This window comes from Phytohabitans aurantiacus (genome assembly GCF_027923225.1).
Lineage (GTDB): Bacteria > Actinomycetota > Actinomycetes > Mycobacteriales > Micromonosporaceae > Phytohabitans > Phytohabitans aurantiacus.
Window position 1 is genome coordinate 340,820 of the sequence record NZ_BSDI01000001.1, and the last position, 13,510, is coordinate 354,329.

Here is a 13,510-nt window from a genome sequence, read left to right on the forward strand (position 1 = left end):
GGATCCCCGTCGTTGGGACCGATGCCCGAGTGATCACGGGCCGAGACCGGGGAGGAATGGATGTCACTCGCCACCGTTTTGCACAGGCTCACCCCAGAACCGCGCGTACCGCGCCGCTACGTCGGTCGCCACCGCGCGCCGGCGCCGGCACTTACGTATCGGATGCCCCGAGTTCCCAGCTGGGCACCGCGGCCGCGGTGACGGGGCGGGCGCCGGCGTACTCCATGAGCACCAGCGCGATGTCATCGTCGAGACGCCCATGCACCCACTCGACCAGCGCCGTCTCCAGCGAAACCAGCCCGTCGCCGACCGTGCCATGACCGAGCAGCCGCCACGCCCGGTCCGCGATGGGGAAGAACTCCCCTTCCCGGCGCGCCTCGCCCAGACCGTCTGTGAACAGCAGCAACCGGTCGCCCGGCTCCAGCCGCTCGACGCGCGGCCTGACGACCGGCATGAAACCCAACGGCGGTGCGGGTGCCGGCGGCTCCAGCGGGATCGCCTCGCCCCGCCGCAGCAGCAGCGGCGCCGGGTGCCCGCAGTTGACGATCGTGAGGGTGCCGCCGCGCTCCTCTACGAGAGCCGCGGTGACGAAGTCTTCGTCGCCGACGCTGCGGGCCACCGCCCGGTCCAGGTCGGCCACGATCGCGCGCAGGTCGGCCCGCTCGTACGCCACGTGCCGGTACGAGCCGAGCACGATGCTGGCCAGGCGCACGGCGTCGAGCCCCTTGCCGCGCACATCTCCGATGATCATGCGAACGCCGTAGGGCGTGTCGAGAGCCTCGTAGAGGTCACCGCCGATGTCGGCCGCGGCGGTCGCCGAGATGTATCGCCCAGCCACGGCCAGCGTGCCGACCTTGGGGCCCAGCGGTCGCAGTACAGCTTGCTGTGCCACCGACGCGAGCCGGGACAGCTCGGCGATCCGCTCCGCCTGACGCTCCCGGATCACCGCCACCGCGGACGCCATGCCCGTCGCCACCGCGATGCCCACGACGATGATCGCGTTGGCCAGCCTGTTCTGTTCACCCATCAGAGCGAACGCGCCGCCCAGCACCGTAGCCAGCACGCCGATCGCGAGGACCACCCGCCACGACGCGAAAGCCGCCGCCAGGAACGGCGCCGCCACGATGAGACCGATATACCGGGCCTCGGAACCGTCTGCCAGCTCGATCGCCGCCACGAGCGCGAGCAGCACGAGGGCCGCGCCGAGACCGGCGCGGGATCCTTGGCTCAGCGGGCGGCGGCCCGGCGGCAGAAAATACATGGGTACGCCGAACAGCATGCCTGATCGACGGCCGCGACTGAACGAAGTTGACCCGTCGTCTGATTCGGATTTGGCCGGGCGGCGGTCACCGGAGGATCTCGTACTCCACCGTGATGTGGCCCAGACCGAGGGAGGCGATCGACCGGAAGGCCGCCCTCGAAAGATCAATGCATCGGCCGGAAATATACGGGCCGCGGTCGTTGATCCGTACCACGACCGACTTCCCGTTCGATGGGTTGGTGACCCGGACCCTGGTGTCGAAGGGCAGCGTCTTGTGCGCGGCGGTGAGCGCCTCGGGATCGAACTGCTCGCCGTTCGCGGTGGGTTGCGGCTCGTCGTAGTACGAGGCCCCGCAGCGCTCTTTTGTTGCCGGGCTCGCGCTTGGGCTGCTCCTTGGCGTCTCTTCCGCGCTCCGCGCGTTGCCGCGGGAGGCCCTCTGTGGCGCCTTCGTCGGCGTCGGGCTCGCCGCTTGGGTGGTGGCCTCTGTTCGTGGTGGCACCGGCGCCAGTTCGCCCGACGCCGTCAGCCTTACCGCGCCAAGCCCTCCGCCGACCAGCAGCGACCCCACCACTGCGGCCACTGCGACGACGGGGGTGCGCCTCGACTTACGGTGATGCCTTCCGGTCACTCGGCGGACCGTAGCGGCTGCCCGGCTTGACCTGTCAAAGTGATCTATCCCTTTAGTGCGGTTATGTAGTAAAACGTTCATCCGATCGAACGACGCGACGTGGGTCGGTTGTGCCATAGGCGGAGGATGGAGTTGTGCACGACGACCTGAGGAAACGCCTGATCGACTCGTTCCGCTGGATCGACGTCGGCCCAGACAGCACGCACCTGGTCAGCGACACCTCCGGCTGGTGGCACAACCCGGCGATCCTCAACGACCTCGGCCCAGCGCTCGCCGACCTCTACCGCGCCGACCGACCCACCGTCGTCGTCTCCCCCGAGGTCACCGGCTACCTCCTCGGTCCGCTGGTGGCAATCTCGCTGGGTGTCGGCTTCGTGCCCGCGGTCAAATCCGAGGCCGAACGGCTCATCGCCGAGCCGGTGACATGGGCCCGCGCTGGGCGTGACTATCGGGGACGCAAGCTGGAGCTGGGCGTACGCAGCCGCCAGCTCGGTCCAGACGACCGGGTACTGGTGGTCGACGACTGGGTGTCGACGGGCGCCCAGGTCAAAGCGCTGTACGACCTGACGCGCACCTTGGGCGCGGTGCCCATCGGGTGCGCCGCGATCGTTTCGGAGTGCTCGCCGAAGCAGGCCATGAAGCTCAAGCTCCGCGCGCTGGTGGACGCGGAGGCGCTGTAACCCCCTCAGACCAGTTCGTCCGATCGGGAGGTCCTGCATGACGAAGGCCCCGCCCGGGACTGACGTCCTGGTCGAGGCTTTGACTTGGAGCGGGTGAAGGGAATCGAACCCTCACTGTCAGCTTGGGAAGCTGATGTTCTGCCATTGAACTACACCCGCAAGGGACACCACTGTACCTGGTTGGCCACCCGACGCGCACGCAGGTTGCTGCCGGGGCGTCGATCGGTAGTCGATCGATTGATGTGAGTATATAGTCGGCAAATGCCGCTACATCGATCTTCGCAGATCTGGCCTGCTCTTGCGGCCTTCGCCCTACTCCTCGGCGTCGGGCCAGCCGTTCCGGCCAAGGCCACCGCGCCCGAGGGTGCGGTGTGTGGCTCGAATGCCCGGATCAGGCCGGGGACGCCGGGGGTGCAGGATCCCAACGATCTCGCGCCAGGGCAGGTGGCTGAGCGGGAGCGGGCGCTGATCGCCAGGCTGGAGGAGCGGGCGAAGTCGGGCAAGGCGCTCACGTTCGCGACCGTCACGGTGCCGACGGTGGTGCACGTGATCTCCGAGGACGCCACGCGGGGCGGCGGCAGCGTGCCGGATTCGATGATCCAGCAGCAGATCCAGGTGCTCAACGACGCGTACTCCGGTGCGACCGGTGGGGCGGAGACGGCGTTCGCGTTCGAGCTGGTGGAGATCAATCGGGTGGTCAACCCCGCGTGGTACCCGATCGTGTACGAGTCGACCGCCGAGTTCGAGATGAAGAGCGCGCTGCGTAAGGGCGGGATGGAGACGCTCAACATCTACACGGGCGACCTGAGCGACAGCCTGCTCGGCTGGGCCACGTATCCGCAGGCGGAGTCGCACCCGACCGACGGCGTCGTGCTGTTTGCCGAGTCGTTGCCGGGCGGCACCGCAGGAATCTACGGCGAGGGCGACACGGCCACCCACGAGATCGGGCACTGGCTGAACCTGTACCACACGTTCGAGGACGGCTGTGCTGGCGGCGACCAGGTCGCGGACACGCCGGCGGAGGCGACGTCGGCGTCGAACTGCCCCGTCGGGCGAGACACGTGTGTGGACGATCCGGGTGAGGACCCGATCCACAACTTCATGGACTACACGGCCGACTCGTGCATGTTCGAATTCACGCCGGGTCAGGCGACCCGCATGTCGAGTGCATGGGCTGCTTATCGCGCACCGTAGCCGAGGCTGTGGCCGCTCCCGCGTTGCGCCGGTGGCGGCCGCGCCCTCGGGGCTTCGGCGGCACGACGCCGCCCGGGTCGAGCCAGACCTGGACGGCTGGACGCTCGACCGGCTCGGCGAACGGGGTGGCGCCGTTGCGCCCGTGGCGGGCGAGCATGGCGACGTCGACCGTGAACTCGAACAGGCGCCAGTCGACGTGCGGCGCGGCCCGCAGGTGGTCGGCCAGGCGGGCGACCTTGGCCCCGTCAGTGACGACGCTGGCGTGGCCCGCCAGGTAAGCCTCGTCGTCGCTGTCTTCGGGCGGGAACGAGTGAAGTGCGTATCGGCCGTCGCGCTCCAGGTCTCGGCGCTTCGGCGAGTCGATCACAAAGCAGTACAGCCCGTCGTCGGTGATCACGGGGGACACCGGGTGCACCCGCGGGCCGCCGTCGGATCGGACGGTGGCCAGATAGCCCAGGCCAGGCCCGTACTGCTGCATGAGAGTGCGGATCGAGTCGGCCAGGCGGGGCTCGTCGGCGACGAATTCGGACCAAGATGCCATGCCAGCATTGTATCGAACATATGTTCGATCAAGGTAGTCCCCTATGGTGTGTCAATGCTGCTCTCCGACCGCGACCTCGTCTCCGAGATCAAGGCGGGCAAGCTCGCGCTCGAACCGTTCGAGCCGGCGCTGATCCAGCCGTCCAGCATCGACGTGCGCCTCGACAGGCACTTCCGGGTGTTCAACAACCACCTATACACCCACATCGACCCGTCGGTACAGCAGGACGATCTCACCTCAGAGGTGGAGGTGCCGGAGGGCGAGCCGTTCGTGCTGCACCCGGGCGAGTTCGTGCTCGCGTCGACGCTCGAGGTCATCTCGCTGGGCGACCAGCTCGCCGGCCGCCTGGAGGGCAAGTCAAGCCTCGGCCGGCTGGGGCTGCTCACCCACTCGACGGCGGGCTTCATCGACCCGGGCTTCTCCGGTCATGTGACGCTGGAGCTCTCCAACGTCGCCAACCTGCCGATCACGCTCTGGCCCGGCATGAAGATCGGTCAGCTCTGCATCTTCCGGCTCTCGTCACCGTCGGAGCACCCGTACGGTGCCGAGGTCTACGGCTCGCGATACCAGGGGCAGCGCGGCCCGACCCCGAGCCGATCGTGGCGCAACTGGCGCGTCTGGCCCACCCAGTAGAAGGCACACGGCCGCGCCAGTTCGCCGGTGCCGGCTGATCGCGCTGAGCCTGAGAGAAAGACGCCCTCCCATCCCGGATGGATGGGAGGGCGTCTCCTGCTGGCCGGGGCAGTCGCGTGACGGGGGAAACACGCGACGGGCAGCGGCCACGGGGGTGCGAGGTCAGTCAGGGCGGCCGAAGCTGTGTACCGGCGCGGCGTCGAGCTTGCGCATCCGGATCGGCTCGCCGGTGCGTGAGGCGTGCACGATCCATCCGCCGCCGACGTACATGCCGACATGGTGCAGGTCGCTGTAATAGAAGACGAGATCGCCGGCCCGGAGGTTGCTTCGACTTACGTCGTCGACCGCTTTTCGCTGGGCGGCGGCGTTGTGTGGCAGGTACACGCCGGCCTTTGCCCAGGCCGCTGAGGTCAGGCCGGAGCAGTCGTACGTGCCGGGACCGCCGGCGCCGTACTGGTACATCTTGCCGATCTGCGCGCAGGCGAACTTGACCGCTACGCCGGCCGCGCCACCCGGGTAGGTGTACGGGCAGGGCACCGGGGCCAGAGCGCCCGTCGTGCCGCCGTTGCCGTACGCCTTGAGGCGCAACTGCTCCAGCTTGTCGATCTCACCGTCGATCTGCTTCTTTCGCGCCGCCAGCTCCGCCTCGGTCGTGCTGAGCTGGGCGACGAGCTGGTCGAGCGGCTCCTTCTGTTTGTTGTACTCGTTGCGCAGGTCGATCACGTCTTGAATGTCGGCCTGGGAGCGCCGCGCGAACTGGTCGAGCATCACCAGCCGGTCGCTGAACGTGGTGGGGGAGCCGGTGCTCAGCAGCGCGTTGAGCGTCGAGAGGTTGCCACCCTTGTACTGCTCGGCGGCGAACTCGCCCACGCGGGCCATCGCGACGTCGATCTGGACCTGCAGCGGCTCCATCTTCTTGGTGAGCGCGGCCACCAGCTTCTGCTTCTTGTCGAGGTCGAGCTTGGTGGCGTTGTGCCGCTCGATCACGGGTTCGAGCTGGTTCCAGGCGACGTCGATCTGCTTCTCGATTTCCGCGGCGGACGGCTCGGCCCGAGCCATGGTGCCGCCGCCGAGTACGACGGCGCAAGTGGCGAGAACGGTGATGACGGAACGACGCACGGCATAACGTGCCACCGGAGTCCGCACTCCTTCTCCCTGAACCGCCTGCCGGGTTAGCTGACGGGTTCGGGCGGGAAGAGCGCCCTACCGCAAGATTGCGGATTCACCCCGAGGTGCGGTTGGGTCCCCGGCTCGGAGACGACCGATTCGGCGGATCGAACCGTGGTCTTCCAGGGTGGAAGGCCGGCCTCCGGCTCGACGATCCCCAAGGGTAGGAGCGCCGCATCCGCGTGCGCAAGCGGTACCGGCGTGTTTATTCGGTGCGTATACGACTCCGTAGCGGAACGTACATCGAAACGACGTCAGTCAATGACAAGGAATACGTCGTCGAGCAGGCCGGCGTACTGATCGTTGTTAGGCGACAAGTTTTTCCCGCCGATTCGGAGTGGTTCGGAATTCACAATGGACACGTCGGCCGGTACGGGCACGCGGCCACGGGGTGCACCGTCGACCGATATGGACAGATTGGTGCTGGTACGCGCGCAGGCGAGCGCGTGCCAGCGGCCGTCCGCCACGGTCACCGGTGCGATCACCCGGTAGATCTTGGTCTTGCTGGCCACGACACAGCTCGGCTGGCCCGCGGCCCCGTCGACCTGAAGCTTGAGCTGCGTGACGCCCCCGGTCGAGTACCCCTTCTGCACCACGTTGGCGCCGTCACCGGTGTCGGCGGCGGTCATGAGCACCGACGCGCCGTACCGCATCGAGCGGGTGCCCGGGTTGAACTGCTCCACCGGACCGCTCTCCAGGATGGCGCGCGGGCACTCCGGGTTGTCGCACCGAGCCGGGTACCGGGCCGCCCAGCCGCCGTCGCGCGGCGCGAACGCCATCGCGCCGCGCACGTAGATCGGGTACCGGCCAGCGGTGTCGAGGACGGAGCCCGAGTACCAGCCGTCGAATGTGTACCGCACGGAGAACGACGGTGGCCCGCTGTGCGCCGGCCGGGCCAGACCGGCGAGCCCGATACTGACCAACGCCAGGAGTGCTACGTGTAATTTGGGCGACATTGCTCGATTGTGGAGATTTGGAACGGCTTGGGGCAATCCTCCTGGCGGTGAAGATTTTTTACGTCTGCGTCGCATGCTTCGGAATCTATTGACGGCAACGGCCGGCCGGGACAGGGTGAACGCAAGGCCATCGATAGGAGGTTCGATGCACCGTTTAGCAACGCGGATCACGGTTAGTGCCGCCGTGGTCGGCGCCGCGACGCTGGTAGCGACCAGCCAGTCGCCCGCCACGGCGGCACCGGAAAGCACCCGGCAGGAGCAGTACGCCGCCGCGGCGGTCGAGTACGGGGTACCGGAGGCGGTCCTGCTGGGCGTCTCCTACCTGGAGTCGCGGTGGGACACCAATGCCGGCACGCCGAGCACCAGCGGCGGGTTCGGCCCGATGCACCTGACCGACGCCGTCTACGTGTCGGCGCTGCCGGGCAACCACCACGACGGTGACGAGGAGGACCCGCGCGGCGACGAGGCGCGGCCGGTGAAGCAGGTCGACTCGGGTGGCTCCGGCGCGCCGCCGGCGACCGAAGCGCTCCAGAGCCTCGACCGGGCCGCCGAGCTCACCGGCGCCGCCGAGGAAGCCCTGCGGGCCGACCCCAACACGAATATCAAAGGTGGGGCGGCGCTTCTGTCCGCGTACCAGAAAGCCATAGCTGGACCGATGGGGAGCGCGAGCGATCCGGCGGCCTGGTATGGCGCGGTGGCCAGGTACAGCGGCGCGGACAGCGCCGATGCCGCGGCGGCCTTCGCCGACGAGGTCTACGCGACGATCCGCGACGGCGCGACCAGGGTGACCGACGACGGGCACCGCGTCACGCTCGCCGGTCGCGGCATCACGCCGGCGCGCGGCTGGCTGGACCGGCTCCACCTGCGCAAGCTCGCCCGACCCGACGGCCTTGAGTGCCCGGTCGACATCTCCTGCGAGTGGATCCCGGCGCCCTACGCGCAGTGGACCGACGCCAACGGCAACCCCGACTACGGCAACCACGACAAGGGCAACCGGCCCAAGCAGCAGAAGATCGAGTACATCGTCATCCACGACACGGAGGGCTACTTCCGGCCCTCGATCAACCTGGTGCTCGACCCCACGTACGTGAGCTGGCACTACACGCTGCGGTCGGTCGACGGGCACATCGCCCAGCACCTGAAGGCGAAGGACGTCGGCTGGCACGCCGGCAACTGGTTCGTCAACGCGAAGGCGATCGGGCTTGAGCACGAGGGCTTCGCGGCGCAGGGCACGTGGTACACGGAGGCGATGTACCGCACGTCGGCCAAGCTCGTGCGGCACCTGGCGACCCGGCTCGGCATCCCACTCGACCGGAACCACATCATCGGCCACGACAACGTGCCGGGCACGCTGCCCTCGACGGTGCGCGGCATGCACTGGGACCCGGGCCCGTACTGGGACTGGTCGCACTACTTCGACCTGCTCAAGGCGCCGTTCCGGCAGTTCGGGACGCCCCGGACCGGCCTCGTGACGATCGACCCGGACTTCGTGAACAACAAGCCGGCGTTCACCGGCTGCGCCGGCGGGGCGAACAACCCGTGCCCGGCGCGCGGTTCCTCGGCGGTCATCCTGCGCACCGCGCCGGACCCGGCCGCGCCGCTGCTCAAGGACATCGGGCTGCGGCCGAACGGCGCCGACACGACGATGCAGGTGTCGGATCACGGGTCGCGGGTGTCGGCGGGGCAGACGTACGCGGTGGCGGGCCGGCAGGGCGACTGGACCGCGATCTGGTACCTGGGCCAGAAGGGCTGGTTCTACAACCCGCCTTCGGCGCCGGCGGCGAAGTGGTCGACCGGCCTCATCGTGACGCCCAAGCCGGGCCGGGCGACGATCCCCGTTTACGGCAGGGCGTACCCGGAGCAGGCCGCGTATCCGACCGGCGTGCCTTACCAGGCGATCACACCGCTGCAGTACACGTTCGCGGCCGGTCAGCGGTACGCCGTCGGCAACGTGCTGCCGAGCGAGTACTACCGGGCGACCACGTTCGGCGGCACGTCACCGGGTGACTGGACGGTGATCCGGGGCGAGACGAAGTACGTGCAGATCCAGTTCGGACACCGGATCATGTTCGTGAACCTGGCGGACGTGCAGATCCTGCCGTCGTTCCTGTAACCGATGTGATGTGGGCCCGGCTGGAAGGCCGGGCCCACATCACACTCAAGACGGGCGGCGGAAGCCCGCGACGGGCATCGTGTCGATGTTCGCCATCCGCACCGGCTTGCCGGGCTGCGGCGCGTGCACCATCAGGCCCTTGCCCACGTACAGGCCGACGTGGTGCAGGTCGCTGTAGAAGAAGACGAGGTCACCGGGGCGGGCGTTGGCGCGGCTCACCACCGCGCCCTGCTTCCACTGGGTGGCGGCGTGGTGCGCCAGGCCGACACCGGCCTTGCCCCACGAGAACTGGGTCAGCCCCGAGCAGTCGAACGAACCAGGCCCGTCGGCACCCCACACGTAGGGCTTGCCGATCTGCGCGCACGCCGTCTTGACCGCCGTGCCGGCCGCTCCACCGATGTACTCGGCAGGGCAAGGCCCGATCCGCAGCGCGCCGCCCGATGTCGAGGACCCGTACGCGCTCTCGCGCAGCTTCTGGAGCCGGTCGATCTCGCCATCGATGGTCTTCTTGCGGGCGGCCAACTCGGTGTCCTGCTGCTTCTGCTGCTCGATGAGCGAGTCGAGCTTCTCCTTCTCCGACGCGTACTTGTCGCGCGCCTCCACCACGTCGGCGACCTGAGCGTTTTCCTGGGAGGCCAGCCGGTCGAGGATCGTGAGCTGGTCGACGAACGTGGTCGTCGAGCCGCTGGCCAGCAGCGCGTTCAGGTCGGAGCCTGGACCGGTCATGTAGTACCGGGAGGCGATCGAGCCGATCCGCAGTGACGCCAGGTCTGCCTGGAGCGACAACGGTTGGATCTTCTTCTCCAGCTCAGTGGCCTTCTTCTGGTTGGCAGCGAGCTGGTTGTGCACCTTGTTGTACTGCTCGATGACGGGTTCGAGCTGCTCCCACTGCGCGTCGATCTGCTTTTCGATCTCGTCGACGGAGGGGGCGGCGTGCACCGGGGTGGCGGGCAACAATCCGGCGAACACCGCGGTGGCCAGCAGTACAAGGCCGCGCAGAGACAAAGGTCCGGCTCCTTGGAAGTGTGGCCGAGGGAGCCTCCGGAGGGGGGTAAGGGAGGCGAGCGGGTCCACATCGGCCGTTGGTCACCTTAAGGAAGATCAGCGACAGAAATCAAGCGCCGACGACGGCGGTCAAGACATCGTCGAGCGTCACGACACCGAGCGGAGTACGGCCGTCACTCACGAGCGCGATGTGCCGGCGTTCCCGCCGCATCGCCAGCAGGAGCTCGGCGAGCGTGCGGTCGGGCGGTACCAGCGGCAGCGGACGGATGATCTCCGGCGGCACAGCTGCGATCCGCTGCGCGCCCTCGTATCCGAGGACGTCCTTGACGTGCACGAAGCCGAGTACCCGCCGGGTGTTGCGCTGCACGACGGGGAAGCGCGAGCGCCCGGTGCGGGTGGCGAGTACCTCCAGCGACGCGGGCGACACGTCGTCGGCGACCGTGGTGACCGTCGACCACAGCCGCATCGCGTCGGCGGCCGTGCGTTCGTTCAGCGCCAGCGCGCCGGTGATGCGGGCGTGCTCCTCGGCGTCGAGCAGGCCCTCGGTGCGCGCCTGCGAGACGAGCCCGGCCAGCTCCTCGGCGGTGAACACCGTCTTCACGGCGTCGGTGGCCTCGACCCGCCAGATCCGCAGCACCATCCGGGAGGCCCAACGCATCGCCACCAGCAACGGCTTGGTGGCCAGGCAGAACGCCAGCATCGCCGGGCCGAGCCACAGCGCGGACAGCTCGGGACCCGCGAGCGTGATGTTCTTCGGCACCATCTCGCCGATGACCGTGTGCAGGAACACCACCACGCCGAGGGCCAGCACGAACGCCACCGGGTGCAGCGCCCGGTCGGGGATGCCGAGCGCGTGGAACGGCCCTTCGAGGAAGTGCGCGAGCGCCGGCTCGGAGATCGCACCGAGCAGCAGCGCGCACACCGTGATCCCGAGTTGGGCACCGGCGATCATCAGCGGGATCTGGTTCATCGCCGACAGCGCCCAGCGGGCTCGCTGCGAGGTCTCCGCGAGCGGTTCGATGACGGTACGCCGGGACGCGATCAGCGCGAACTCGCTGCCGACGAAGAAGGCGTTGCCCAGCAACAGGAGCACGGTGACCAGCACGCTACTCATCGGCGGCCACCACCCGGACCTGCTCGATGCGGTGGCGGTCCATCTCGACGACGGTGAACTCCCAGCCGTGCTCCTCGACGGTCTCGCCCACGATCGGGATGTGGCCGAGGCGCGCCATCAGGAAGCCGGCCAACGTCTCGTACGGGCCCTCGGGCAGCCGGAAGCCGGTCTGCTCCTGCAACTCGTCTTCGCGCAGCACGCCGCCGACCAGGAAGCTCTGCTGGCCGCCGGGCGCGGTCAGCTCGACCGGGCCGGTGTCTTCGACCGAGTCCGGGTCGAACTCGTCGGCGATCTCGCCAACCAGCTCCTCCACCAGGTCTTCGAGGGTCACGACGCCGTCGGTGCCGCCGTACTCGTCGACCACGATCGCCAGATCGGCGTCCGCCGCGCGCAGGGCGGCGAGCACGCTGTCGAGGTCGAGGCTCTCGGGCACGTAGACCGGCTCGCGCGCCACCGCGGCCACCGTCGTGGTCGACCTTCTGATCGGCGGTACGCCCAGCGCGTCCGGCACACCAACCACGCCGGTGACGAGGTCGAGCGTGTCCTCGTACACGGGGAAGCGGGTGTGGCCGGTCTCCTGGGCGGCCGCGATCAGCTCGGCCACCGTGGCGTCCGCCTTGAGCGCGACCACGTCGACCCGGGGCGTCATCGCCTCGGCGGCCCGCTTCTCACCGAACCGGATCGTGCGCCGCAGCAGCATCGCCGTGTCGGCGGGCAGGGCACCGGCTCGCGCCGAGATCGCGGCGAGCAGGCCCAGCTCCTCGGGCGACCGGGCGCTCGCCAGCTCCTCCTGCGGCTCGACGCCGAGGCGGCGCACCAGCCAGTTGGCCGAGCCGTTCAGGGCGCGGATGAGCCAGCCGAACATTATCGAGAACGTGCGCATGGGCGCCGCGGTGGACAGCGCCACCGGCATCGGGCGGGCGAGGGCGGCGTTCTTGGGTACCAGCTCGCCGAACAGCATCGACAGCAGCGTGGCGAGGCCGAGCGCCAGGGCGGGAGTGACGCTGTCGGTGGCGTCGCCGGCGATCGGCCGGATCGCGGGGCCGAACAGCTTCGCCAGGGCCGGCTCGGCGAGGTACCCGGTGAGCAGCGCGGTGATCGTGATGCCGAGTTGCGCGCCGGAGAGCTGGAAAGACAGCTCGCGCAGCGCCTTGCGAACGGTGCGGGCCCGCCGGTCGCCCTCGTCGGCGCGCTTGTCGATCTCGGCCCGGTCGACGGTGACCAGCGCGAACTCGGCCGCGACGAAGAACGCGTTGCCGGCCGTAAGCGCCACGAATCCGACCAGCGGCAGGAGCGCGGTCAGTAACAGGCCGTCGATGATCGGTTCACCTCGGCGGTCATTGTCCCACGATCGAGTGTATCGATGGATGTGCGCCTGTCAGCGTTATGACTTTCACTTTGCCCAGCCCAGCCATCGCCCGGCAAGCTGCTGGCACGCACGGGGGGATTAGGCACGGCCAATGTCGGGGAGGGCGAATGGCCGGGTTTACCTTGGGAGTCGTCGTCGCTTTGTTCGTGGGCGTCTGGTTGGGAAAGATGCATGTCGCGGCAAAGGGAAAGCGGTCGGATTACGCCAAGGCCAAGGCGGGCCTGCCGGGTCTGCGCAAGGGCGCGCGGGCGGCGAGCATCCGTTACCTCGGGTATCTGCTCGTGGTCATTCTGATGGTGGTGGCCCTGATGTATGGCGTAGCGGCGAACGGCGAGCCTTAGAAAGCCGGAGCACCGCCACGGCGAGGGCGACGCCGAGGACCGCGCCGATCGCGTTGTTGGCCCAGTCGCGCGCGGCGCAGTCGCGGCCCAGATCCAGTAGCGACTGCGTGACCTCGATGGCCAGCGGAAGCAGGACTCCCACGAGGGCGACCGGCCCCGGCCGGCGGCTGGCCAGGGTGGCGAAGAACGTGAACGGCATGAACATCAGCACGTTGCCGACGCGCTCGCCGCGGTCGCTGGTGGCGACCAGGGCCCGTGCGAAGTCTCCGATATCGGTGAGTGCCCGGCCGCAGGCGGCCAGCTCCCGCGAGTAGCCCTCGCCCGGAGGCGGTGGGAGCGTGAGCGCCGCGATCGCCGCCAAGCCGAGCAGGGCGCCGAGGGTGGGCAGCGGCGGCCAGCCCAGCTTGCGCGCGAGCGGCTGGAACAGCGCCACCGCGGCGGTCGCTAGGAAGAAGAGCGTCAAGGCGGGCCACGGCTCGGCCAGGAACGCCTTGGCCCAGCCGATCAC

14 protein-coding genes, 1 tRNA gene and 1 riboswitch are annotated in these 13,510 nt (G+C 68.9%); of the genes, 5 read left to right on the forward strand and 10 right to left on the reverse strand.

Annotated elements, in window-relative coordinates; translation table 11 throughout:
- Window positions 1-151 precede the first annotated feature (151 nt).
- Both QMG73_RS01730 and QMG73_RS01735 read right to left on the reverse strand, forming a co-directional pair.
- A complete protein-coding gene (locus tag QMG73_RS01730; RefSeq protein WP_281891935.1) occupies window positions 152-1,279 on the reverse strand; it encodes a PP2C family protein-serine/threonine phosphatase in 1,128 nt (375 codons plus the stop codon).
- A gap of 67 nt (window positions 1,280-1,346) precedes the next feature.
- Window positions 1,347-1,889, reverse strand: coding sequence for a septal ring lytic transglycosylase RlpA family protein (locus tag QMG73_RS01735; protein WP_407676735.1), 543 nt, complete (start codon window positions 1,887-1,889; stop codon window positions 1,347-1,349).
- Window positions 1,890-2,023: 134 nt separating this feature from the next.
- Here QMG73_RS01735 and QMG73_RS01740 point away from each other — a divergent pair, with 134 nt between their 5' ends.
- Entirely contained in the window at window positions 2,024-2,569 is a 546-nt protein-coding gene (locus QMG73_RS01740; protein ID WP_281891937.1) for a phosphoribosyltransferase family protein, read from the forward strand.
- An 85-nt stretch (window positions 2,570-2,654) separates the two neighbouring features.
- On the opposite strand, the gene QMG73_RS01745 is transcribed toward QMG73_RS01740, so the two are convergent.
- Window positions 2,655-2,728, reverse strand: a tRNA-Gly gene (locus QMG73_RS01745).
- Window positions 2,729-2,830: 102 nt separating this feature from the next.
- Here QMG73_RS01745 and QMG73_RS01750 point away from each other — a divergent pair.
- Window positions 2,831-3,763 (forward strand): zinc metalloprotease, encoded by a 933-nt coding sequence (locus tag QMG73_RS01750; protein ID WP_281891938.1) that lies wholly within the window; start codon window positions 2,831-2,833, stop codon window positions 3,761-3,763.
- Here the strand turns inward: QMG73_RS01750 and QMG73_RS01755 are convergent.
- Window positions 3,705-4,304, reverse strand: coding sequence for a pyridoxamine 5'-phosphate oxidase family protein (locus QMG73_RS01755; RefSeq protein ID WP_309299413.1), 600 nt, complete (start codon window positions 4,302-4,304; stop codon window positions 3,705-3,707). The two genes, QMG73_RS01750 and QMG73_RS01755, sit on opposite strands and share 59 nt — an antisense overlap.
- Before the next feature lie 54 nt (window positions 4,305-4,358).
- Between QMG73_RS01755 and dcd the strand changes: the two genes are divergently transcribed.
- On the forward strand, window positions 4,359-4,937 hold the full coding sequence (dcd, locus tag QMG73_RS01760; protein WP_281891939.1) for a dCTP deaminase: 579 nt from the start codon (window positions 4,359-4,361) through the stop codon (window positions 4,935-4,937).
- Between the two features lie 162 nt (window positions 4,938-5,099).
- Here the strand turns inward: dcd and QMG73_RS01765 are convergent, their stop codons facing one another.
- A complete protein-coding gene (locus QMG73_RS01765) occupies window positions 5,100-6,071 on the reverse strand; it encodes a C40 family peptidase (RefSeq protein ID WP_281891940.1) in 972 nt (323 codons plus the stop codon).
- 12 nt (window positions 6,072-6,083) lie between these two features.
- Window positions 6,084-6,219, reverse strand: a riboswitch (cyclic di-AMP (ydaO/yuaA leader).
- Window positions 6,220-6,358: 139 nt separating this feature from the next.
- Window positions 6,359-7,060 carry a LamG-like jellyroll fold domain-containing protein gene (locus QMG73_RS01770; RefSeq protein WP_281891941.1) on the reverse strand — a complete coding sequence of 234 codons (702 nt, stop codon included), beginning with the start codon at window positions 7,058-7,060 and terminating at the stop codon, window positions 6,359-6,361.
- A gap of 145 nt (window positions 7,061-7,205) precedes the next feature.
- Here QMG73_RS01770 and QMG73_RS01775 point away from each other — a divergent pair, with 145 nt between their 5' ends.
- On the forward strand, window positions 7,206-9,173 hold the full coding sequence (locus QMG73_RS01775) for an N-acetylmuramoyl-L-alanine amidase (RefSeq protein ID WP_281891942.1): 1,968 nt from the start codon (window positions 7,206-7,208) through the stop codon (window positions 9,171-9,173).
- Between the two features lie 45 nt (window positions 9,174-9,218).
- Here QMG73_RS01775 and QMG73_RS01780 read toward each other — a convergent pair whose 3' ends face one another.
- From QMG73_RS01780 to QMG73_RS01790, 3 genes are all read right to left on the reverse strand, one after another.
- A complete protein-coding gene (locus tag QMG73_RS01780; RefSeq protein ID WP_281891943.1) occupies window positions 9,219-10,178 on the reverse strand; it encodes a C40 family peptidase in 960 nt (319 codons plus the stop codon).
- A gap of 109 nt (window positions 10,179-10,287) precedes the next feature.
- Complete coding sequence (locus tag QMG73_RS01785) at window positions 10,288-11,292, reverse strand: hemolysin family protein (protein WP_281891944.1); 1,005 nt, start codon at window positions 11,290-11,292, stop codon at window positions 10,288-10,290.
- A complete protein-coding gene (locus tag QMG73_RS01790) occupies window positions 11,285-12,583 on the reverse strand; it encodes a hemolysin family protein (RefSeq protein WP_407676736.1) in 1,299 nt (432 codons plus the stop codon). The genes QMG73_RS01785 and QMG73_RS01790 overlap by 8 nt, the downstream gene beginning before the upstream one ends.
- A gap of 185 nt (window positions 12,584-12,768) precedes the next feature.
- Here QMG73_RS01790 and QMG73_RS01795 point away from each other — a divergent pair, with 185 nt between their 5' ends.
- Window positions 12,769-13,002 carry a hypothetical protein gene (locus QMG73_RS01795; protein ID WP_281891945.1) on the forward strand — a complete coding sequence of 78 codons (234 nt, stop codon included), beginning with the start codon at window positions 12,769-12,771 and terminating at the stop codon, window positions 13,000-13,002.
- Here the strand turns inward: QMG73_RS01795 and QMG73_RS01800 are convergent.
- A complete protein-coding gene (locus tag QMG73_RS01800) occupies window positions 12,947-13,510 on the reverse strand; it encodes a VanZ family protein (RefSeq protein ID WP_281891947.1) in 564 nt (187 codons plus the stop codon). The genes QMG73_RS01795 and QMG73_RS01800 overlap by 56 nt on opposite strands.